This window comes from Alistipes timonensis JC136, from assembly GCF_900107675.1.
Lineage (GTDB): Bacteria > Bacteroidota > Bacteroidia > Bacteroidales > Rikenellaceae > Alistipes > Alistipes timonensis.
This window is the reverse complement of sequence record NZ_FNRI01000013.1, coordinates 1-22,409: the sequence shown is the minus strand read 5'-3', so window position 1 is coordinate 22,409 and position 22,409 is coordinate 1. Positions and strand designations below refer to the sequence as shown.

Genomic DNA, 22,409 nt, shown 5'->3' with positions numbered 1-22,409 from the left:
ATTTACAGCCCGAAAGCTACGCCTTCTCACCGTCGTAAGCCCACTTCACATAGGTCGCACCCCAGGTGTAACCGCCGCCGAAGGCTGCGAGAATCAGGTTGTCGCCCTTGCGAAGCTCCTTCTCGTAGTCGAAGAGACACGTCGGGATCGTAGCGGCCGTGGTGTTGCCGTTCCGGTCGATGTTGATCATGCACTTGTCCTGCGTGATGCCCATGCGGCGCGCCGTGGCGTCGATGATGCGCAGGTTGGCCTGGTGGGGCACCAGAAAACGGACATCCTCGCCCTTGAGGTTGTGACGCTCCATCATCTCCACCGAAACGTCGGACATCTTCGACACGGCGGCCTTGAATACGGCGTGTCCGTCCCACATGATGGTATGCCAGTTGTTCTGCACGGTCTCGACCGAAGCCGGGTAGCGCGAACCGCCCGCCTTCATGTAGAGCTGCATCTCGCCCGAACCGTCGGAATGCAGGATCGAGTCGATCACGCCGTAGCCATCGGCATTGGCCTCCAGCAGCACGGCAGCTGCGGCGTCGCCGAAGAGCGGACAAGTGGAACGGTCGGTATAGTCTACGATCGACGACATCTTGTCGGCGCCCACGACGATGACCCGCTTGCTCGTGCCGGCCTCGATGAACTTGGCTCCCGTCGTCAGCGCGAACAGGAATCCGCTGCACGCAGCCGAAACGTCGAACGCGAAGGCATTCTTGCAACCGGCCTGGTCTGCGATCAGGTTACCCGTCGAGGGGAAGAACATATCGGGGGTCACGGTGGCGCAGATCACCACGTCGACCGACATCGGGTCGATGCCCGTTTTGTCGAGCAGGTTGATGACGGCACGCGCTCCCATGTAGGAACTGCCGACGCCTTCACCTTTGAGGATGTGGCGCGTTTTGATACCGGTGTGCGACATGATCCACTCATCGTTGGTGTCGACCATCTGGCTCAACTCATCGTTGGTGAGGATATACTCCGGAAGGTACTGTCCCACTCCCGTTATCGCTGCTGTAATCTTACCCATTAACTTAACTTTTGCTATTCGTAATTCGGATTAATTTTTGAACGCACGCTGCAACTTCTCCGTGAGGCCGGCCCGAATGACCTGCCCGGTCGAAAGGATCATGCTTTTGATCGCCTCGGGCGAAGAGCATCCGTGGCCGATGACGACAGGCGCGTTGACACCCAGAACGGGAGTGCCGCCGACGCTTTCGTAATTCATGGCGTCCCAGAAAGCATTGCTGCACCCCAGCGCCTTGTTGATACGGTAGAGCCCCTCGGCCATCTTCAGCACCGTGTTGCCGACGAATCCGTCGCAGACGATCACGTCGGCTACTTTCGCGGAGAAAAGGTACGAGGCTTCGATATTACCCACGAAATTGATGCGACCGTCGGCCTTCAGCAGTTCGTAAGCGGCTTTGGTCTGGACATTGCCTTTGGTCTCCTCCTCGCCGATGTTAAGCACCGCGACACGCGGTTTTTCAATGCCCAGCACCGCCTCGGCGTAAATCGAGCCGATCAGTCCGTACTGCTCCAGCACTTCGGGCTTGCAGTCCACGTTCAGGCCCACATCCAACAACAGCGCGGGATGCCCCGTGACCGTGGGAATAAGCGATGAGATCGCGGGGCGGATGACCCCTTCGATGGGTTTGACGGCATACATCGAGCCGACCATCATGGCCCCGGTGGACCCGGCGCTCGCAAAACCGTCGACAGCGCCCTTGGCCAGGTAGCCGAAGCCTACCGTAATGCTCGAATCGGCCTTGGCCTGAAACGCCTTGGCCGGATGGTCGCCCATCTCGATCACCTCGGTAGTGGCAACGATGTCGAACCTGTCGGCCGGACACCCTTCCGAAGAGAGCACGGAGTTAATTTTCCGCTCGTCGCCGAACAACACGATACGGCTGTCCGACCCGACCTTCTCGAGCGCCAGAATAGCGCCCTTCACAGTCGCTTCGGGAGCGTAATCGCCGCCCATGGCGTCTACACCAATCTTTATCATACTCGTGCGATTTGGTTGTTATCTCGCTCTCCGCCACCCACACATACGGCAACGACCATGTGACGCCCGGCCTTATCCGGGTGAAACGGGAGTTCATTACATAAAAAAAAGAGGCAAACCCGGCGGGATGCACTCTTCTGAGCGCCGAAATTATTCGGCAGCCTTCTTCTCGATAGCCAGCTTTCCGCGATAGAAGCCGCACTCGGGGCATACGCGGTGGTACAGGACGGCTGCACCGCAGTTCGAGCAGGTAACCACCGTCGGAACGGTAGCCTTGTAGTTGGTTCTGCGCTTATCGCGTCGCGTCGACGAGACTTTGTGTTTAGGATGTGCCATTTTACAGTATAGATTATAAGTTTAACGTATTTTTAGCTTTTGTTATTTCGTACCGCGGGGCTTTTCCGGTTCATCTTCGTCGGCTTCCATCTGCTCGCGCAGAGCCGCCAGTTTGGCCCATTCACCCTCATTGTGCTCTGTCCCGCCTCCGGCCCGGGCCTCGATCGAAGCGAACTCCTGGTCCGAAACGATGCGGAAACGTTCGAGCATTTCGGGATTGCACGCCCCGTCGGGATGCACCCGCTGGTAGGGCAGCGACAGTACGATGCTCTCGTAGATGTACTGTTTGAGGTCCACCTGGTCCTCGCCCGGCAGCATCCACATCACCTCGCCGTCGTATTCGTGCACCTCCTCGGAGAATTTCACCACGAGCTGCCCCTCGAAATCGATGGGTATCCGGCAATCTTCCAGACAGCGGTCGCACTCCACGATGACATAACCCGTAATCGCCACGTCGAGCACGATCCGGCTCTCCGAGCGGTCGGCTCCGACCGTCACTTCACAGCGGCCGTCCTTTATCTCCGTGCTCTGGTACTCCTCAAACAACGATCCGTCCACCTCGAACCGAAATTCGTGGCAGCCCGGCTTCAGCCCCTTATAAGGGATCGCATATCGTTGAGTTTCCCCCATTTATGCACATTTAGTGCGCAAAGTTACGAAAAAATAAGACATTTGCAAAGAAAACTGCGAGATTTAGCGCGTCCGCACGCTTTGCGGCGAGCCCGCCGCAGGATGGTTTTGCATCCGTCGGCCTTTTTTCCTACCTTTGGTGTCGTAACGACACTTTTACCAGTCGGAATGTTTTGCAAAACCGCACACAATATGGTTTTGAACCCATCCGGCGCTTTCGTACCTTACTATATTTATGGACAAAAAAGGATTCACCATCGAAGTCACGAGCCGCTACGACGGGTGGTGGCGGTATAACGCGGCGCTGATGTGCGGCTGTTTCGACGCCGCGGACCAGCGCATCGGATTCGCCTCGGCGGAATCAGCCGTCGCCCCCGCAGGGGCCAACCTCACCGAACGCCCTGCCGACGTTCCTGCCGACCGCAGCGCGGTGCTGGAGACCATGGCCTGCGACCACCTGCTGCTCTACCTCTATATCATCCCCCACACGCTGCCCGCCGGCAACGACATCGACGCCACACGGCCTTTCGAGATCGAACTGCGAATCTCCTATGCCGGACGCCTGCTGCGCACCGAGAAGCGGACGATCAACCAATGGTCGGGCGCCTCGGTCGAGATGCGCGTGGAAACGAAAAAATAGACGGCGGCCCGACGCGGCCTATCCGCCCGAAAACAAGAAAGGGACCCCGACGGGGTCCCTTTTCTGTCGAATGGCTTCGATTATTTGTTGTTGAAAGCGGCCATCTTCTCGATGAGCATGAGGACCTTGTTCGAGTATCCCCACTCGTTGTCGTACCACGAAACGACCTTTACGAAGGTGTCGGTCAGTGCGATACCGGCAGCCTTGTCGAAGATCGACGTACGGGCGTCGCCCAGGAAGTCCGACGAAACGACAGCCTCCTCGGTGTAACCCAGGATACCTTTCAGTTCGCCTTCCGAAGCCTCCTTCATGGCAGCGCAGATCTCGTCGTACTTGGCGGGCTTGGCCAGGTTCACGGTCAGGTCGACAACCGAAACGTCGAGGGTCGGAACGCGCATCGACATACCGGTCAGCTTACCGTTCAGCTCGGGGATCACCTTGCCTACGGCCTTTGCAGCGCCGGTCGACGAGGGGATGATGTTGCCCGAAGCGGCACGGCCGCCGCGCCAGTCCTTCATCGAGGGACCGTCGACGGTCTTCTGCGTTGCGGTGGTCGAGTGAACGGTGGTCATCAGACCGTCGGTGATGCCGAACTTGTCGTTCAGGACCTTGGCGATCGGTGCAAGGCAGTTCGTGGTGCACGATGCGTTCGAAACGATCGTCTGACCCTTGTAGGTGTCGGTGTTCACGCCGCATACGAACATCGGGGTGTCGTCCTTCGAGGGAGCCGACATAACGACGTACTTGGCACCGGCTGCGATGTGAGCCTCGGCCTTCTCCTTGGTGAGGAACAGACCCGTCGACTCTACGACGTACTCGGCGCCTACCTCGTTCCATTTCAGGTTTGCGGGGTCCTTCTCGGCGGTAACGCGGATCGACTTGCCGTTTACGATCAGCAGGCTCTTCTCGGCGTTGAAATCCACCGTGCCGTTGAAGCGACCATGCATCGTGTCGTATTTGAGCATGTAAGCCATGTAGTCCACGGGAACCAGGTCGTTGATGCCCACCACTTCGATGTTGTCGTTCGTGCAGGCTGCACGGAACACCAGACGGCCGATACGGCCGAAACCGTTGATACCGATTTTAATAGTTGCCATAATAATTTGAATTATTTGTTAATAAAAGATTTCGTTATTTTTTTCACAGCACAAAAGTACATACTTTATACATTTTACGCAAATAAAAAATTAAATTTTTTTACGAACCGCATACGTACCTGTGCCGCATTCCCTTTGCGTCCTATTGCGCGACCTGCTTGGCCCGCTTGGCCATGGCCGAAGCGAAGACGAAATCGTTGAGTTCGCGGTTGTCGGCGTGGAGGATATCGTCCTTGGTTCCCTCCCACCACTTGCGGCCGCCGTGGATATATACAATTTTCTCGCCGATCTCCATCACCGAGTTCATGTCGTGGGTGTTGATGATCGTCGTGATGCCGTACTCCTGCGTGATCTCGTGAATCAGGTTGTCGATGACGACCGAGGTCTGGGGATCGAGGCCCGAGTTGGGCTCGTCGCAGAAAAGGTAGCGGGGATTCATCACGATGGCGCGGGCGATGGCCACGCGTTTGATCATACCGCCCGACAGCTCGGCCGGATAAAGGCGGTTGGCATCCTCGAGGCGCACGCGCTGGAGGCAGAAATTCACGCGCTCCATCTTCTCCTTCGTGCTCTGCGACGTGAAGAGGTCCAGCGGCAGCCGGACATTCTCCTCGACGGTCGACGAGTCGAGCAGCGCCCCGCCCTGGAAGATCATGCCGATATCCTTGCGGATGGCCTTGCGGTCGCGGAATCCGAGCTTCGTGAAATTGATGTCGTCGTACCACACGTCGCCCGAATCGGGTTCGTGCAGCCCCACGAGGGTTTTCAGCAGCACGGTCTTTCCCGAGCCGCTGCGGCCGATGATGAGGTTGGTCTTCCCGGTCTCGAATTCCACCGAGATATCGTCGAGCACCACGCGCCCGTCGAACGATTTGACGATATGTTCGGCACGTATCATATAAGCAGGACTTGCGTAAGGATGAGGTCGAAAAGCAGGATCACCACACAGCTGGCCACCACGGCGCGCGTCGACGCCGCGCCGACCTCCATCGAGTTGCCCCGGGCGTTGTAGCCGTAGAAGGCCGAGATCGAGGTGATGATATAGGCGAAGACGACTGTTTTGATGAGCGTATAGGTGATCGAATAGGGTTTGAAATCCATCAGCAGGCCGTCGACGTAGTCGGCCGGAATCATGATGCCCGTGACGGCGGCGATGATCCACCCGCCGAGGATGCCGATCAGGATCGAAAGGATCGTGAGGAACGGAAAGAAGAGCATCGCGGCGACGATCTTCGGAAGGATCAGGTACGAGGCCGAATTGACGCCCATGATCTCCAGTGCGTCGATCTGCTCGGTGATGCGCATCGTGCCGATCTCCGAAGCGATCGACGACCCGACCTTGCCGGCGAGGATCAGCGCCACGACCGCCGACGAAAATTCCAGAATCATCGTCTCGCGCGTGGCATAGCCCACCAGCGAACGGGGGATGAACGGCGAATCGAGGTTGATGCACATTTGCAGCGTGATGACCGCGCCGATGAATACCGAGATGATGGCCGTCAGGCCGATCGAGTTGACGCCCAGCGCCTCCATTTCGAAAACGATGCGCCGGCGGTAGATCGCCGCCTTCTCCGGACGGGAAAAAACCTTTCCCATCAGTATGAAATAGCGGCCTATGAGTTCGAATACCTTCAACATGCGGCTACTGTTCCTTTTCCTCCTCGAAATCGACGTAGTCGCCCACGTCCTTCGATACGCGTTTCTCGGGCGTCCCGGCGGTCTTGTGCACCCGCACTTCGCCTTCGCGGCCCCTGCGCTCCCGCTCTGCAAACGGCGAGCCGGAATTCCGCTGCCGGAATCCGCCCCGGGTCTGCTCCCCGAAGCCTTCGCCGAACTGCTCCTCCATCTGTTTGCGGACCTTGTAGATCCGCCAGCGGAAGACCAGCATCAGCACGATTGCCAATACTACGATACCCATAAGAAAGTACAATATAAATAACGCGATGCCTTTCAGCAGCGCGGGGGCGCCGAGCGCCAGTATGACGATAAGGAGCGTCGTGAGCGGATTGCGCTGCACGAAACCCACCAACGAGTCGATGATTGCCGTGAAGAAATTCATTCCGATTCTGGTTTACATCCCCACAAAGGTAGGGAAAAATCTGCGTATTTCAATTAATTGTCGTAAATTTGGCGGTTGAAAGCAAAAACAAATCACAACCCGATATGTTAACTTCCCTCACCGCCATTTCGCCCGTCGACGGGCGTTACCGTAATAAAACGGAGAAACTGGCCGATTATTTTTCCGAACAGGCCCTCATCCGCTACCGCATCCGCGTCGAAGTCGAGTATTTCATCGCCCTCTGCGAACTGCCTTTGCCGCAGCTTGCCGGGATCGACCGCTCGAAATTCGCCGCCCTGCGCTCGCTGTACACCGATTTCTCGACCGCCGACGCCCAACGCGTCAAAGAGATCGAGTCGGTTACGAACCACGATGTCAAAGCCATCGAGTACATCATTAAGGAAAAAATGGACACTTTGGGGCTCGAAGCCTATAAGGAGTTCGTGCACTTCGGCCTCACGTCGCAGGACATCAACAACACGGCCATCCCGCTCTCGCTGAAAGAGGCCATGACGGGGGTCTACTACCCCGCCGTCGAGGAGGTCCGCGGCAAGCTGGCGTCGTTCGCCGAGCAGTGGCGCGCCGTGCCGATGCTGGCACGCACGCACGGACAGCCCGCCTCGCCGACCTCGCTGGGCAAGGAATTCATGGTCTTCGTCGAGCGCATCGAAAAACAGCTGGCCATGCTCCACGACATCGCCGTGCCGGCCAAGTTCGGCGGCGCCACGGGTAATTTCAACGCCCACCGTGCGGCCTATCCCGGGATCGACTGGGTCGATTTCGCCAACCGCTTCGTGGGCGAGAAACTGGGGCTCTGCCGCTCGCAGTACACCACGCAGATCGAACACTACGATAACCTGGCGGCGATCTTCGACAACATGAAACGCATCGACACCATCCTCATCGACCTTTCGCGCGATATGTGGACCTATATTTCGATGGAGTACTTCAAACAGCAGATCAAAGCCGGGGAGGTCGGTTCGAGCGCCATGCCCCACAAGGTCAACCCCATCGACTTCGAGAACGCCGAGGGCAATTTCGGCATTGCCAACGCCGTCTTCGAGCACCTCGCGTCGAAACTCCCCGTCTCGCGCCTGCAGCGCGACCTGACGGACTCCACCGTCCTGCGCAACATCGGCGTCCCGATGGCCCATGCGGTGATCGCCCTGCAATCGCTGATGAAGGGGCTCAACAAGGTGATCCTCAATCCCGAAGCGCTGGAACACGACCTGGAGAACAACTGGGCCGTCGTGGCCGAGGGCATCCAGACCATCCTGCGCCGCGAAGGCTTCCCGAAGCCCTACGAGGCGCTGAAAGCCCTCACGCGCACCAACGCCCACATCACCCGCGAATCGATCGCGGCGTTCATCGAAACGCTCGACGTGGCGGAATCGGTCAAAGCGGAGCTGCGGGCCCTCTCGCCTTCGACCTACACGGGCGTGTTCCGGTAGGCCGTCCTCCCGAAAAGCAAAATGCAGGGCCCTTGCGGGACCCTGCATTTTTCATTATATCACGTAGCTACTCCTTGCAGCAGCGCACCGTGTAGCCGTAGGAGCGGTGTACATCCAGCTCCGGATTGATCGAACCGGAGGAGGAACTGAGCTGCTTTTTAATATACAGGTAATAGGACTTGACCGACGTCGCGTCGGACGACCAGTAACCGCCCGAACCGCCGCTCGCAGCCCGCTGGCCGACAATAGCTCCGGAACTGTACATGCGATAACCCTGTCCCGGATACCAGGCCGTCTGCCCGTTGTGGGTGTAGGTCACCCCATAGTTCTCGACATCCCATGCCGAAACGCCGTCGATGTAGTCGCGTCCGGAACTCAAATTCTCCCACGCGTCGATCCCCGGGACCCTGTATCCCGGAGGGCACGGATCGTTGAGCTGTTTGGTTTCGCCCCACAACTTCGCGTTGGGTTTCGCCAGCCAGTTGTAGCCGGTCCCGACCGTATTATTATAAAACGTCATGGGATTCGCGGCAGCAGTTTCATGCGTCACAGCCGCCTTGGAGAAGCCCCACATTAATGACTCATAGGCGGGATTTACGACAGTAAGCTCTTTCAACTCATCGAAAGCGGTGGTACTTGTCGAGGTTTTCGTTCCCCAGTAGAACGGGTCCTTGCGCCCCCACTGGTAATACATGCCGTAAGCATCCGTGCTGCCGACGGCAGTTCCCACGGCGCCCAGGTTGCGGTCCATAAAGACCACGCCGTTCTCATAAGCCATCGTCTGCGGAACGTCGGTCACCCAGATGTGCCAGCTCCACACGATCGCACCCGCCTGCACGAGGGCCACCAGCGCGTTGCCCTTGCCCTCACCGACCGTGAAGACAATCTCCCCGGACTCCTTGTCGAGGGCCACGTCCGAAACCAGCCCTTCCCGGTCGGTCCACATCCAGTCGGCCGTCATGCCGTCGGCCATTTCGATCGCCGGGTCGAAACCCGCCGAAGCCGCTTCGCCCGCACCGTTTCCGCGCACCTTCGCATTGAACGCATAGGTTCCCGGAGCCGAAACCACATAGCAGTTGGCCGTTCCCGAGGCGCTCAGGTCGTCGACCTTCGCCGCCGAAAGCTCTCCGCCGTCGGCCAGCGTGACTTTCACACGCCCCTCCGCCGTCGTCACCGAACGGAACAGAACCACCGACACCTCCTCCGACGCTTTGATCGGCTCCCCGGCGGCATCCACGATTCGCCACGGAGCCGCCTCGCCCGTCGTCACGGTCCAATACCCCTCGTCATCGACATCCGTCACCGGCACGGCACCCGAAACGGGCATCTGCTCCCCCGAAGCGTCTTTCAGCCACGGCGTATCTTTCTCGGCGGCGAGCGTCCAATAATAAATATCCTCAGCGGCGGCAATCCCGATCAGCGGGGCTTCGACAGCCTCCGCATCGCAGACAACCATCACCTCCGTGCCGTCGCGGAACGCAATGAGCGTTCCGGCTTCGCCCTCCGTCACGGCGCCGACCGCCGAACGCGACATGGCCCCGGCCAGTTCCCGGAGCGTAACGAGCCCGGCATTGAGGTCTTTAGCCTTCTGTTTCAATTCCGGGGAGACGGGATTGGCGGGGGGGGGTACATCGTCGGGACCGTTGCCCGAATCGCTTTCACATCCGCCGAGGAGCAGCGCCCAGGCGCAAATTACGAATAACTTTTTCATCATGCTTTGTTTTTTAGTTAAGTGGTGTTGTCCGTTCCGTCCGGACAGACTTTCCCGACGGCGGCAGATACGCACAGGCGGGAGCGGGAGCAGAAAGTCCCGGCAAAGCATGGCGACAACCTTTTCATCCGACCGTAAAAAGTCTGTCCGAAGAGGTTTGCTGCTAATGAAAAAAGCGAAAGCTGTTAACAAATTGCGCGCAGGCACAATGCCGGCGGCATGTCAGGCGCTCCCTTTCTCCGCAGGAGCAAACTCTCTATCGTGCACGGCAGGTCTTCTGACTCGTCCCGGATGCGGCGCCTTCCCGGTTTTCACCAGTGGCTCAGATTGTCGCATCCTTTCATGCCCTCGACGGGCGGGACTCACAGCAGCGGGAACTGTTGCCGATTCACACGGCATTCCCTTTTAATTCCCCGCGAGGGGAAACCATTGCGGGGACAAAGATAGGCTTTTCCCGCCGGGAAGCAAACGAATCCGGCGGAATATTTGTCCTGCAGGCCTCAAAATCGCTCAAAAAGCCTTTTCGGCCCCGGCCAGCCGTTTTCGGACGACCTCCCTCCGACTTTGGCACGGGCTTTGCGATTATTTCAATCAGCTGCGGCACAGCAACCGCAGTGAGGTTTCTTCATTTATTTAAGTTTGGGTTAGTAGTTTTAGGAGGGCAACCTCCGGGGGCAGCAGGCAATCGTGACGATTCCCTGCTGTTTTTTTGCGTATCCCGCAACGCAGAACCGAAGAGGCACAGAACCGGGCCAGAAACGCAGCGGCCGTCCATCGCCTTTAAATCTATGCAGCGCAGAACCGGACCGGAAACTCAGCGACCGTCCATCGCCCTCTAAAACCCGCTTCTTAAGCGGGCGGGTCAGAACTCGACCGTGACGCCCAGCGACGGCAGCAAGGTGCCGCTGACCTGTTCGAGTTTCTTCATGCGGTAACGCTGCTCCGCGACCGGGAGCGAGGTGTCTATGATCTCGCCCGTGGACATCAGCACGTCGGGCTGGCGGAGTTTTCCCCCGGCGACGTTCTGCAGGTCGATGTAGATGCCCAGCATGCAGCGGCGGAAATAGAAGACCTTGTCGATGCGCACGTCCAGCTGGGCGAAGGCGTCGAGCCGCCCGGCATTGTATTTCGAATAGTCGTAATAGGGCCGTCCCTGCGCGTTCCACGCCTCGACGAGCGACGATTTATCTTCGTCGTAAGGCGTGTAGGGCGCACCGCCCACGACGCTCAGCTTCGCCCCGACGCTCCAGTGGCGCGGCAAATCGTAAGTGCCGCTGACGTTGACCACGAACCGGTTGTCCCACGCCGAAGCGATCCACGGGGCCGAACGGTCGTTGCGGTACTCCGAACGAAACACGGTCACCGACCCCACGACGCTCACACGCCCCGGAATCTGCCAGCGGGCCATCGCCTCCACGCCGTAGGCGCGTCCCTGCGCCGAAGAGACCAGCTCCTCGTTGCCCACCACGCCGTAGTCGTTGCCTTTGCAGGCGAGCGGTATTCCGTCCGTGACCGACAGGGGCACATCCCCGTAACGCTTGTAAAAACCTTCGACCGAGACGATCAGCCGGTCGCGCAGCCGCCAGTCGACGCCGGCGCTGAAAATCCCGACCCGCATGTAGTCGAGCGACTTGTTCACCAACCCGCCCTCCTCTTTGAATCCCAACGCCGTATAGGCCGGCAACTGGTAGTAGAGCCCCGCGCTGCCGCTGACCGACCACGCCGGAGCCAGCGCATAGGAGACCGACGCGCGCGGCGAGAGCTGGTTCCACGGCCGGGCCATACGTCCCGAGTAATCGCACCCGTCGGCCCGCAGTCCCGCCGAGGCGGTGAAACGCTTGTCGGCCGAGGCGTACTCGGCTCCGGCGAAAAGCCCCCAGCCGACGATTCCCAGCCGCGTGTTGTAATCCGAGAGCTGCGACTTGTCGGTGTAGAGCCGTTGCAGCGTGCGGTTCGTATAGTCGGAATAGTTCACCTCGACGCCTTCGCGGACCGTCCAGCGGCCCAGGTAGGAGCGGTTCTCGGCCCGCAGCGCGGTCTTCTGCTCCACGGAACGCAGCCGGAGCGTCAGGTTGTCCTCCGACGAGTCGTCGTTGCGCAGGTATTTGAGATTGCGGTTGTTCAGGTAGTTGTGGCTCAGCGTCACGGTCTGCACGTGGCGGCCGGCATAGTGGCGCCACGAAGCCCCCACCGTGAAGGTCTCCTGCCGGATGCGGGGCAGGTAGCTCAGCAGGTATTCGGCGTCCTCGCCCTTCTCGTCGACATTGAGTTTCATGTTGTCGAAGCCCGCCAGGGCCAGCACCGTCAGTTCGTCGCGCTCCGAAAGGCATGTTTTGACCTTCACCTGCCCGTCGATGTAGTTGGGCAGGAACGGCAGCCCCAGCATTTTGAACAACAGTTGCAGATAGGACTGGCGGAGCGAAAACAGGTATGTGGTCTTGTCGCCGATGTGGCCGCTGCCGCTCAGCCCCACCTCCGAGGCCCCGAGCGTGGCCTTGAAAGTCTGCTTTTCGGCATTGCCGTCGCGCAGGCGGAAATCCAGCACCGAACTCAGCGCCCCGGCCCGGTCGGCGGGGAAAGCCCCCGTATAGAAGCTGATCTCGCGCACGAGGTCGGCATTGACGATACTCACCGGGCCGCCTGTGGCGCCCTGCGTGGCGAAATGGTTGATGTTGGGAATCTCGATCCCGTCCATGTAGAACCGGTTCTCCGCGGGGCCGCCGCCGCGCACGATCAGGTCGTTGCGGTAACCCACAGGCGAAAAGGCCACGCCGGGATAGGAGCGCACGATGCGCGACACGTCGCGGTTCGAGCCGGGGCTCTTCTCGATCTCCTGCAGGCCGATCACCCGCAGGCTCACGGGACTTTCGACCGTGGCCCGGAACGGCGACGGACGCACCGTCACGGCTTCCAGCCGTTCGGCGTCCTCCTCCAGTTCGACCTCGATGAACGGCGTGGCGGCCGACACCATATATTCGGGTGTCGTGACGCTCTTATACCCCACCGACGAGACCGCCAGCCGCCAGATGCCGGGCTTCACCCGCTCGATGCGAAATTTACCCAGCGAATCGGTCGAAGCGCCTTTTTGCTCCTGCCCGGCCAGCACCACAGCAGCATAAGCCACGGGGCGGCGGCTCAGGCGGTCGATCACCCGTCCGCTGACGGCATAAGTCTCCTGCTGTCCCCGCACGGCCGTCGCCGCCGACAGGAACAGAAACAACATCGCAACTTTCAGGAGTTTCATGGTGCAAATATAGCCGATCGGAGCTAATCCGCCACCGTTCCGCCGGAATATTTCGGCAGTAATTTCAGATAAACGAGCAGGATGACGTTCATCAGCAGAGCGTAGACGATGGCCGGAACGGCCATTTCACCGTTGTCGAAGATCAGCGGCGAGGCGGCGATGGCAATGGCCTGCGCGGCGTTCTGCATTCCGACCTCGATGACGATGGTCCTGCGTGCCGCCCGCCCGAGGCGGAACATCCGGGCCAGCAGCGACCCGGCACCCATGGCCAACAGGATGAGCGCCCCGGCGGCCAACCCCAGCGTCCCGAGGTTTTCGAGGATCGCCGAAGCGTACTGCACGAAAAAGACCGCGGCCAGCAACATCAGCGCCGGAAAGGCCACATGCCCCAGCAGGGCATGAACCCGCCGGGCCGCATCCGGACGCCAATGACGGAACAAAGCTCCCGCGGCCATCGGAAGAAACAGCAGGACAATATTCTGCATCAGCAGTTTTCCCGCCGGGAGTTCGATAGCCGCCTCCGTATGCACGGAGACGAAGCGCGCCGCGAAACCCATCACCACCGGAATCGTGAAGAGCGTAATGACGCTGCTCAGCGCCGTGAGCGTCACCGACAAAGCCACGTCGCCCTTGGCCAGCATCGAAAATACGTTCGACGAACTGCCTCCGGGACAGCAGGCGATCAGCATCAGCCCCATAAACCACACGGGCGGCAGGCGGAACGCCAGGGCCACGCCGAAAGCGATGAGCGGCAGGACCAACAACTGGCCCGCCAACCCTGCGACGACGGCCGCGGGACGGCGGAACACTCCGGCGAAAGCCTGCCGGTCGAGTTCGATACCGAGCTGGAACATCAGCACGATCAGGATGGGAAGCACGATCCAAATGGTATTCATAGCGGCTCGGGAATAAGGATTGAACGACAAAAAAGTCTTCCAGGAAATCCTGAAAGACTTTTTTCATCGGTGGGAACATGCGGATTTGAACCGCAGACCTCCTGCTTGTCGAGCAGGCGCTCTAAACCAACTGAGCTATGCTCCCTGCATAAAAAAACCATCTTCCAAGATGGCTGTACCTCGTGGGAGCTGAGGGATTCGAACCCCCGACCCTCTGCTTGTAAGGCAGACGCTCTGAACCAGCTGAGCTAAGCTCCCCTTTTGCTGAATTGCGAGTGCAAATGTATGATAAATAAATCATTCCTGCAAGTCCTCCATTCATTTTGGGAAATCTTTTTTCGCTGGCGGTTCGTTCGGTTGACACATTGGTTGACACATTTACATAAAGCCAATGCTGGTTAAACAATAGTAAATTAGTTGATAATCTTATATTTGAATGAAAGAGGACAAACATTGCAAAGGGGGTATATTTAAGCCCCCTTTGCAAAGTCTGTCCTCGTATCTGTTGAGAAAAACGCGCTGGAAAATTTTCCCCTCCTCCCTGCTCTCTCCTTTTAAGAATGTTGTGTTGCTTTTGTCTTTATATAAAAAACTGATACGAATAATTCTGAAACTCTAATAATAAATTATATATTTGTGTAGTAAATTAAGCGATTATGATACTTTTTATATCACAAGACACTTTAAATTTCGATATGGTGGTTGACTCTTTGGCTCATCACAATGCATACAGAGAATTTATAGATTCGGTGGTTGATTATATTGGAACACAAAATTTCACCTTGATCGTTATTTTGTTGATTATGAATTTATTGGCAACTGGAGCAAATATATTTATTCCAATATGGATTAAAAATAGAGAAAAAAAATTATTTAGTTTTCAGCATAAAGAAAAGATGAGAATAGATTTATGCACAGAAGTATATGCTACTATGTGGACAATTAGAACATATTGTTTATTTCCAGATGAAACGCAGATTGTAGAAGATGCGAAAAAGACTTTGAGAGCTCATATGACAATTAGGAGTTTATATCTAGATAAAGAAAAGATAACCGTAATAAAGGATTTCTTAGACTGGACAAATGGGACCGAATTAGATGTTAAGATATGCGATGATTTAATGGATAAATTTAAAAAATTAGCAGCCTAATCATATGAAAATATATTATACCCCATCTATTTTATGCAAAGATGGAATTTCTGCCTTTTTATGGGAGATACAAGATATATTTTCAAAGCATAATGCGGCTCTGAAAAATGTAGGCTTGGAATTAATAAGAACTCGAAAAATTGATATTGCAGGGATTTTATTGTTGTATAAGTTTATGGATTATTCATTAAAACATTCTATTTTTGATAAGCCTATTATACATATCGATAATACATATATAGCATCGGCTGTACAAGACTATGGTTGTTCAGACTTGATTTACTCCCTAATAAAAGGGATTAGATTAAAAGATAAAGACTATAAAAATCTAAAGTTAGCGCAAACTAGAAATTTTATTATAGCACCACAAGCATTATTGAGAGGGGATGATTTAAACGTTGCATTATCAACTAAATATATGCCTAATATCAAAGCATATTATCAGGAGGAAAGAACAGTTAGTATGATTTTTCATTGTTTTAGTGAAATTGTTTTAAATTTTTGGACCCACGCTATTGATGATGAAAAATCAATAATAATGGCAAAAGGCAACAAAAATGGAATAGAAATTGCATGCGCTGATAATGGCTGTGGGATTATTTCATCATTAGCTCCTATCTTTCCCAGAATGTCAAATGATAAAATATTGAAAAGTGCATTTAAAAAAAATGTAACATCCAAAGTACAATCTAATCATATGGGATGTGGGTTGTGGATGGTTAAAGAAATATCAATGAAAGCAGGAGGTGAAATAATAGTTTTTACAGAAGGGAAAATGATTAGATTAAAAAATAATCAAATTAGGGTTGGAAACACTGGATATTGGAAGGGAACAATATTTTATATATATTTGCCAACAAAAAACCCTGCAACTCCTAGCGATATTTTATCTTATAATCAAGATCTTTCAAAGATATTTGCATAGATATGAAACGCATAACTTTATCTCAATATGCACCTATTATTAGCAATGATGCTATTGGAGCAGAAATATATTCTTTATTAAAATCAGAGTTACAAGATAACGAGATAATAGAGGTTGATTTAGGGCCGATTATAGCAATGGTAACTCTTTGTGCAAAACAGATTTTTGGACGTTTATATAGTGAACTTGGCGCAAATATATTTGTCCATAGAGTAAAACTTGTTAATGCAAACAAAGATGTTAAAGCTGTAATAATGGAAGGCATTTCAAGTGCTTTAAATAGTAAATAGCTATAAAAAATGAAAAAGGATTGTTAATGCACAATCCTTTTTTATTAGATTCTCAAATATTAATCTATGAATTGCTCTAAATATTTCTCGTTGAAACCCGTGAGTGGGAATTGAAATACGTTCTGTTTGCCCTCTTTGGTCGTATAGTCGAATATGACCGTATCACTCTTTATATGGGCATCAAAGAGATTAAGGGTGTGGTTGGACTTGGGAAATGTTATAAGATTAGATAAAGGAAGTACAAAAATGCCTGCCTTTCAATCTTGCGGGTCTAACTGAAAGGAGAAACCTGTTATATCTTGCCCTCGTTTGCAAAATCGAATCGCCATATCCTTTTCAGGGTCGATGTCGAGTTCAAAATAATAAATGAATTTCAATGGTGTAGGTTCTGCTGTTTTGCGTCCTACGAATAGACAGACATTGCAATCCCGTGCGTAAGTTACGGCTTTGGCAACATAGGAGTACTGAATATCATCGACAGTCTCCGTCTTTGTCTCTCATTCAATTTTTGGTGTTTTTCTTTTCATTTTAGCTAAAATTTATATTGTGATTAAATCTTTGATTATGATGTAAATATAGTAAAAATTTATGAAATATGCAAGTAATATAAAAAGGACAAACTTGTGCAAAAAGGTTAATATATAGACCGTCTGCACAAGTTTGTCCTAATGTTCCTCTAATTACATTTAAGAATAGAATCTATCTTATCAGCAGGTAACAGGCCTTGTTGTGCAATTTTTTGTCTATGCTCCAATCGCAATTTGTAGCACCTTTTAAGAAAATGTTTTTTGGAGCAGTATTCACAAGTATAAAATATTAAGCTTACAAGTACTGAAATTAAAGATAGACCAAAAAAGATATAACACGCCTTATTAATAAGGCTGTGAGCACCTTGTTCCGCAGTGTAACATAAAAATATAAAACTCACAATCAAGCATATCAGATTTTGGTTTATATATAGTTTATCCAAAATCTTTACCGTAGTTGTTTTAGTATCCATTTTACCTTATTATTTAATAACTGATACAGTTGCAAAGCCATTCCATCCCGATGCGGTTTTATATGCAGTAGCGCATCCTGCTGGAACTTGAAGTACAGCATTTGAATTTAGGTAGTAAAAGGCCTTGTTTCCACACGCAGGCGGTGTTGTTGTACCAATTTTAAACAATTGAAGTGCTGGATTATAATAAAAAGCACCAGTTTCCAGTAATTCTACTTGAGCACAACCCGACATATCTACCGTGGTCAGATTTTTAAGTTCAGAGAATGCACCATAATAATATTCTCGATAAGATGAATTAGGGCCAGAATAATGGATATATTTACCTCCGATAGTTTTAAGTTGAGAATTTTGCTCAAAGGTTACTGTGATTAACCCAGAGCCATAAAATGCTTCTGTTTCAATTATTTCAACACTTGCAGGAATTTCAATAGAGGTTAGAGATGCACAATCCGAAAATGCGCCGTAAGAATAATGATAATAAGGAGACTCCCAATAAGAATCATTTTTATAAGAAACAGACCCTCCTTTGATAATTTTAAGACGAGAATTTTTCTCAAAAGTTACAGCAGATAAGGCTGCACAACCTTTAAATGCAGCAGATTCAATTGTTTCAACACTTGCGGGAATTTCTATAGTAGTAAGAGATACGCAATCTGAAAATGCTCCATCGTAAGAGGGGTTACCAGTATAAGCCAAAGAGGAATTATAGCCTCCTCCAATCGTTTTCAAATTAGATTTTTTTTCAAAGGTTACTGTTGTTAATTTAGAACAACCCTGAAATGCAGATTTTCCGATTGTTTCCACATTTGCAGGGATGTTAATGGAAGTCAGCGAATAGCAGTAAGAGAACGCATCGGTTCCAATTGTTTTCACATTCGTAGGAATTTTTATAGATGTCAATTTGCTAAATTGAAAAGCCGATCTTCCAATTTCTGTCACGCTATTCGGAATAATGATTGTTCTTAAATTGCTCCTAGCAAACATTTCTGTTCCTATCGTAGTAAGTGTAATGGGTAAGATTATATTTTCGACATTTTTTGATTCATAAAATGCCTTTGTCGGTAACTCTGCTATATTCACCTCTGCAATATCAAGATTTTTAAGATTAGGCATTATAAGTTTAATCGACAAGAAATCTTCGTCATTCAATTCTCCCGTAACCTTCAAAGACACCAAACTATTGTTATCCAAACCTTTGTTGACTAATTCAGACTCTAAAGTTCCTTTTTGAGAAACATGAACAGTGGTATATGAAACTGCTGCTTGGTTAATCGTAACCTTCGTAGAAAGATTGTGTACTGCATTGGCAAACTCAATCTCTCCTGTCCGTGGTTGTGTTGTCGAATTGGCATAGATAGTAAAGTATTTTTTATCAGATGTAATAGTACGTGTTTTACTTTCTTCTATCCAATTAACTGTTGGCTTTGTAATTTCAAATTCTACATTACTTTTTATTTCAATCTCAATAGTTTCACCATCACTCGAAACATCGTACTTATTTTGAGTGACTGCAATCATTGGCGTTTCACCTGCTTGAATGATAGTAATGGTTTCTGACAATTCACCGCTGGAGATAATTATTGTTCCCTCTCGCTTTTCCATACTCGTGTTTTGAGCAATGTCAAACGCAAGCGTTGCGGCCTGCATAGCACGGGTTTCTTTGTAGGTAATCCAATCTCTGCATTCTCTAGCAATCTCGTATTCAAATTTAATGTTGGCTTTAACCTCTATATCTGCAACACCTCCTGTTGCGTCCATCTCGATTTTAGAGGATGTAACAGTTAAAGCATCCTTTTGCTTTTGCGTTACAACAAGTTTGGTCGTAACTATCCCACACGTAAATGTAAATGTTGTATTTCGTTCGTCTGGATCATTATTTTCGGCGACCTTGAAAACAATTTGATCTTCATTTCCTCCGCTGGTTTTAGATGGAGTACACCAAGAATCCCCTCCAGTCAATTTCCATTGTGTATCTGGTAATGTTCCAATATAATCATAATAAAGCCAAATAGCCTCTGTTCCACCTTTCGATTCAAAGGTTAAATCGCTAATGGAAAGATAAATTCCTCTTACAGATGCAGAACCATCGTCTGTGTCATTCTCAGAACAACTGCAAATAATCATTGCAAACAATGCAAATAAAAATAGTTTTTTCATAGTAAGATTTATTAGGTTAAACAATGTTTTCAAATCTTACTATCCGCACCTCGATAGTGGTTCATATAAAAATAGAAAGCGTGGTGCTGAAAACTTATTCTATTAGAGTAGGTCGTAGGAAACCTTGAAGATAAAATAAGCAACAACACCACGCCTATATCCATTGATGGATATGACGCGGTAAGATGTCAGCTAATTCCCTCTTCAGATTGAATTTCCTACGTTCACTCTAAAGGAACAAGCTACACTTTCCGTGTATTCAATATGTTACTGCAAAAGTAGCATATTCAGCGGAAAATGCAAAACATCTTACCAATGGGGTGTTGTTGCCATATCAAAATTCGTCAAAACAAAGTTTCCTTGCAATAGCACGGCTTATGGATTCAAAACTTTGTTATTCGTAACTTGAGGTAGAAGATTTTGTTGTTACGCTTGCTTGTAGTCAGATATTGATATTTGCAATTAACCATTGCATCCAATTATCGACCTTACGCCAGCATAAAAACAGAAATTAGAGGTTGCAAAATCTTCTCGGAATTGCAATACCCCTAATCTCTGTAATTTGCAGTTTTGCTATGTCGATATGCAGGCCGAGTTTTACTCTCCTGCAATCTTCCGTATCACGCTATCCATGCTGATAGCTTGTCCACTCGCTAACCTGCCCCACCAACAGCAACCGTATTCCTCAATGATTACTTGGTTCTCTCGTTTCAGACGTTCTGCTAACCACGAATCAATCAACCACCATTCCATCACATCACCCAAGAACGGATAGATATACTCTGCTGGTAGCAAATTCTTATTCAGCATTTCATCCACGACTGCGGTTTGATTCGTCAGTACGCAGTTCTCCACTAATCGCCGTGCTGTCATAATAGGTGCTGTTGTGTGGCTATGTTGCGTAACCATTTATTAGCAAATACGGTGTGGTCTGCCTGCAAACGACGGTTCAGCAAAACACCTTCTTCCGTCCATCTAACGCTGTACTGCTCCATACCCATATAATCGTTGCGGTAATAGTAGGGAACGAATTGCTGGCTTTCTTTGTGCAGGGCGATAATCATTTCAGGGTCACGCATGGCATCTCCATTCTGTTGGCCGTAATGAGCCAGCGAAATGTGGTTGTACTTGTCTGTTCGGTCGATGATTTCGATATGAACAGGCATATAAGCCCCGTCCGTATTGTCGATTTTAGTTGTTTGCAGAGCCAGTAATCCACGCAGGATTTCTGACGCCTTTTTGTCCAATGTTTTCATGGCTTTTTTATTGATTTCACATTAGATAAGGGGAGGGGGCTTTAGTTCATGTATCTGTTCGTGGGCAGTATATATGCAATTTTTATAATCTTGGGCTTATTGAGTGAGTGCCTACGGCACGCCATATAAAGATGAATAACACAATTAAAAGGTCTATATAAATCGAATATCCGCAAAATATGTCATTCTCTTATTAAATGGGAAAAGCCCTGCATGCGTAAGCATGAGGGCTGTATATGGATTCTTTATTTGCTGGTTGTTATTCAAATGCAAAACCTTTGAAATCCTCCTTATCGAATTTGTTTTGCTCTGCCTGTTCTATAACCGCATTATATTGTTTCTGCATATCGAGAGCCTTTATAAAGTAAGGCAACGATACCTTTTCGGGTAAGTTCTTGCATCGTTTATTGAGTTGGTAGGTTATGCTTATTGGCTCTGTTCTCGATAAGCCTACCGCATTATACTTTGTAAGCAAGACCGACATAGCCCGTTTATCCCACTTGGGAACAGCAACACCTTTCACCTTGCAGAAATCGCATATCTCCTTATAAATCCCTGCATCTGTCTTTTTAACAGAGGAATTGATAAAACAGCCTGCCGTCAGTTCGTAGACGTTAGAAATAGGCTTAATAAGCCCTAATTGCAGACACTCATTTAATAATGCAGTTGTTGTATTACGGGATAAACCGATACTCTTTGCAATTTGGCTGTTGCTTCATTGAATGGCATCCGTATTATTAAGGCAGATTGCCTTTAATAAGAGCAGAAGCCCTGCAATCTTGGCGGAATAGTTCCTCTTAAAGAAACTGTTATCCAAAAAGAAATAGTCTTTAATAACGGGCTTTATAAAGTAAGAATTACGTTTTATAAATCCTCTGTCTGCATCTTCTTTAATGGTAGTCTGCACGGTCAGATAACCTGCATCCTTTAAGCGTTTAATGCTCCGTCGTATGGTTCGTTCATCCAGTCCCGTCAGTAAGGATAGCTTTTCTTCTGTTACATGGGAAATGTTCGTCTTGTAGTTAGAGCAATATTTAATGGTCGCTCACACGTAAATATCAATAGGCTTACTGTTGCCTGTCTGAAAATTCACGATTGATTTGGGGATTACGGTATAATTCATCGTTAGCAATGGAATTTTGATTGTTCGTAAATATAATCTCTTTTAAGTGCAGTAGTTTTCGGAAACAGGCTACGCCGTAATGTTCTTTGGCCTGTTTGCGGTTATCGAATCACCTGCGGTCTTTGATGTGGTAGTACATGGTCGGTACGACTTTAATAGGTAGTGTATAAGTAGGTAATGTATATATAGGACACTTTTGAGCAGTTTGCATAGGACAGATTTGAGCAACTGTCTATTCTGTCATTCAAAAACCTACTATCTCCTTAATTGGAATCTTCCACATTTTCTGATTCTGAAATACATTCTTTATAGGAAATCTTCATTTCACACTCAAAAAATGTGGTAACGATAAATGAAGAACAGTTTTAATCACGAAAAATAGATTCATCAACCAAGTAAGATGAATACTTTTTTTAGCGATATTTTTTAACACGCAAAAAT

General features: G+C 50.7%; 20 protein-coding genes, 2 tRNA genes and 1 riboswitch. Of the genes, 5 read left to right on the top strand and 17 right to left on the bottom strand.

Annotated elements, in window-relative coordinates:
• Nucleotides 1-16: 16 nt before the first annotated feature.
• The 4 genes from BLU78_RS13465 to BLU78_RS13450 form a co-directional block, all read right to left on the bottom strand.
• Nucleotides 17-1,021, bottom strand: a complete 1,005-nt coding sequence (locus BLU78_RS13465) for a beta-ketoacyl-ACP synthase III (protein WP_010264549.1) — start codon at nt 1,019-1,021, stop codon at nt 17-19.
• A 30-nt stretch (nt 1,022-1,051) separates the two neighbouring features.
• Nucleotides 1,052-1,999 carry a phosphate acyltransferase PlsX gene (plsX, locus tag BLU78_RS13460; protein ID WP_074712147.1) on the bottom strand — a complete coding sequence of 316 codons (948 nt, stop codon included), beginning with the start codon at nt 1,997-1,999 and terminating at the stop codon, nt 1,052-1,054.
• A 150-nt stretch (nt 2,000-2,149) separates the two neighbouring features.
• The gene (rpmF, locus tag BLU78_RS13455; RefSeq protein WP_010264557.1) at nt 2,150-2,335 is read right to left on the bottom strand and encodes a 50S ribosomal protein L32; all 186 of its coding nucleotides are present in this window, start codon (nt 2,333-2,335) and stop codon (nt 2,150-2,152) included.
• A gap of 42 nt (nt 2,336-2,377) precedes the next feature.
• On the bottom strand, nt 2,378-2,965 hold the full coding sequence (locus BLU78_RS13450; RefSeq protein WP_010264560.1) for a YceD family protein: 588 nt from the start codon (nt 2,963-2,965) through the stop codon (nt 2,378-2,380).
• Between the two features lie 235 nt (nt 2,966-3,200).
• On the opposite strand from BLU78_RS13450, the gene BLU78_RS13445 reads away from it, so the two are divergent.
• Nucleotides 3,201-3,605, top strand: coding sequence for a hypothetical protein (locus BLU78_RS13445; protein ID WP_010264563.1), 405 nt, complete (start codon nt 3,201-3,203; stop codon nt 3,603-3,605).
• Between the two features lie 80 nt (nt 3,606-3,685).
• On the opposite strand, the gene gap is transcribed toward BLU78_RS13445, so the two are convergent.
• The 4 genes from gap to BLU78_RS13425 form a co-directional block, all read right to left on the bottom strand.
• On the bottom strand, nt 3,686-4,702 hold the full coding sequence (gap, locus tag BLU78_RS13440; protein WP_010264566.1) for a type I glyceraldehyde-3-phosphate dehydrogenase: 1,017 nt from the start codon (nt 4,700-4,702) through the stop codon (nt 3,686-3,688).
• Nucleotides 4,703-4,844: 142 nt separating this feature from the next.
• Entirely contained in the window at nt 4,845-5,600 is a 756-nt protein-coding gene (locus BLU78_RS13435; protein ID WP_010264570.1) for an ABC transporter ATP-binding protein, read from the bottom strand.
• Nucleotides 5,597-6,340, bottom strand: a complete 744-nt coding sequence (locus BLU78_RS13430; RefSeq protein WP_010264573.1) for an MlaE family ABC transporter permease — start codon at nt 6,338-6,340, stop codon at nt 5,597-5,599. Before BLU78_RS13430 ends, BLU78_RS13435 begins: the two co-directional genes overlap by 4 nt.
• 4 nt (nt 6,341-6,344) lie before the next feature.
• On the bottom strand, nt 6,345-6,761 hold the full coding sequence (locus BLU78_RS13425; protein WP_010264577.1) for a DUF4834 family protein: 417 nt from the start codon (nt 6,759-6,761) through the stop codon (nt 6,345-6,347).
• 104 nt (nt 6,762-6,865) lie between these two features.
• On the opposite strand from BLU78_RS13425, the gene purB reads away from it, so the two are divergent.
• Entirely contained in the window at nt 6,866-8,212 is a 1,347-nt protein-coding gene (gene purB / locus BLU78_RS13420) for an adenylosuccinate lyase (RefSeq protein ID WP_010264582.1), read from the top strand.
• 67 nt (nt 8,213-8,279) lie between these two features.
• On the opposite strand, the gene BLU78_RS13415 is transcribed toward purB, so the two are convergent.
• The 5 genes from BLU78_RS13415 to BLU78_RS13395 form a co-directional block, all read right to left on the bottom strand.
• A complete protein-coding gene (locus BLU78_RS13415) occupies nt 8,280-9,923 on the bottom strand; it encodes a PL29 family lyase N-terminal domain-containing protein (protein WP_231290919.1) in 1,644 nt (547 codons plus the stop codon).
• A gap of 250 nt (nt 9,924-10,173) precedes the next feature.
• A riboswitch (cobalamin riboswitch) is annotated at nt 10,174-10,369 on the bottom strand.
• 416 nt (nt 10,370-10,785) lie between these two features.
• Nucleotides 10,786-13,167, bottom strand: a complete 2,382-nt coding sequence (locus tag BLU78_RS13410; protein ID WP_026020783.1) for a TonB-dependent receptor — start codon at nt 13,165-13,167, stop codon at nt 10,786-10,788.
• Between the two features lie 23 nt (nt 13,168-13,190).
• Nucleotides 13,191-14,063 carry a bile acid:sodium symporter family protein gene (locus BLU78_RS13405; protein ID WP_010264591.1) on the bottom strand — a complete coding sequence of 291 codons (873 nt, stop codon included), beginning with the start codon at nt 14,061-14,063 and terminating at the stop codon, nt 13,191-13,193.
• 70 nt (nt 14,064-14,133) lie between these two features.
• Nucleotides 14,134-14,208, bottom strand: a tRNA-Val gene (locus BLU78_RS13400).
• A 38-nt stretch (nt 14,209-14,246) separates the two neighbouring features.
• A tRNA-Val gene (locus BLU78_RS13395) sits at nt 14,247-14,321 on the bottom strand.
• A 398-nt stretch (nt 14,322-14,719) separates the two neighbouring features.
• Between BLU78_RS13395 and BLU78_RS13390 the strand changes: the two genes are divergently transcribed.
• From BLU78_RS13390 to BLU78_RS14030, 3 genes are read left to right on the top strand one after another with little or no spacing between them, the layout of a single operon-like run.
• A complete protein-coding gene (locus BLU78_RS13390) occupies nt 14,720-15,214 on the top strand; it encodes a hypothetical protein (RefSeq protein WP_010264594.1) in 495 nt (164 codons plus the stop codon).
• A 4-nt stretch (nt 15,215-15,218) separates the two neighbouring features.
• A complete protein-coding gene (locus BLU78_RS13905) occupies nt 15,219-16,139 on the top strand; it encodes an ATP-binding protein (RefSeq protein WP_081504102.1) in 921 nt (306 codons plus the stop codon).
• A 2-nt stretch (nt 16,140-16,141) separates the two neighbouring features.
• On the top strand, nt 16,142-16,429 hold the full coding sequence (locus tag BLU78_RS14030) for an STAS-like domain-containing protein (RefSeq protein WP_143029414.1): 288 nt from the start codon (nt 16,142-16,144) through the stop codon (nt 16,427-16,429).
• Nucleotides 16,430-17,438: 1,009 nt separating this feature from the next.
• Here BLU78_RS14030 and BLU78_RS13380 read toward each other — a convergent pair.
• The 4 genes from BLU78_RS13380 to BLU78_RS14375 form a co-directional block, all read right to left on the bottom strand.
• Nucleotides 17,439-19,589 (bottom strand): leucine-rich repeat protein, encoded by a 2,151-nt coding sequence (locus tag BLU78_RS13380; protein WP_074712142.1) that lies wholly within the window; start codon nt 19,587-19,589, stop codon nt 17,439-17,441.
• 597 nt (nt 19,590-20,186) lie between these two features.
• Nucleotides 20,187-20,462, bottom strand: coding sequence for a hypothetical protein (locus tag BLU78_RS13375; protein WP_010264598.1), 276 nt, complete (start codon nt 20,460-20,462; stop codon nt 20,187-20,189).
• The gene (locus tag BLU78_RS13370; protein WP_010264601.1) at nt 20,459-20,845 is read right to left on the bottom strand and encodes a DUF6908 domain-containing protein; all 387 of its coding nucleotides are present in this window, start codon (nt 20,843-20,845) and stop codon (nt 20,459-20,461) included. Before BLU78_RS13370 ends, BLU78_RS13375 begins: the two co-directional genes overlap by 4 nt.
• Before the next feature lie 715 nt (nt 20,846-21,560).
• Nucleotides 21,561-21,884 (bottom strand): helix-turn-helix domain-containing protein, encoded by a 324-nt coding sequence (locus tag BLU78_RS14375; protein ID WP_390620238.1) that lies wholly within the window; start codon nt 21,882-21,884, stop codon nt 21,561-21,563.
• Between the last annotated feature and the right edge of the window lie 525 nt (nt 21,885-22,409).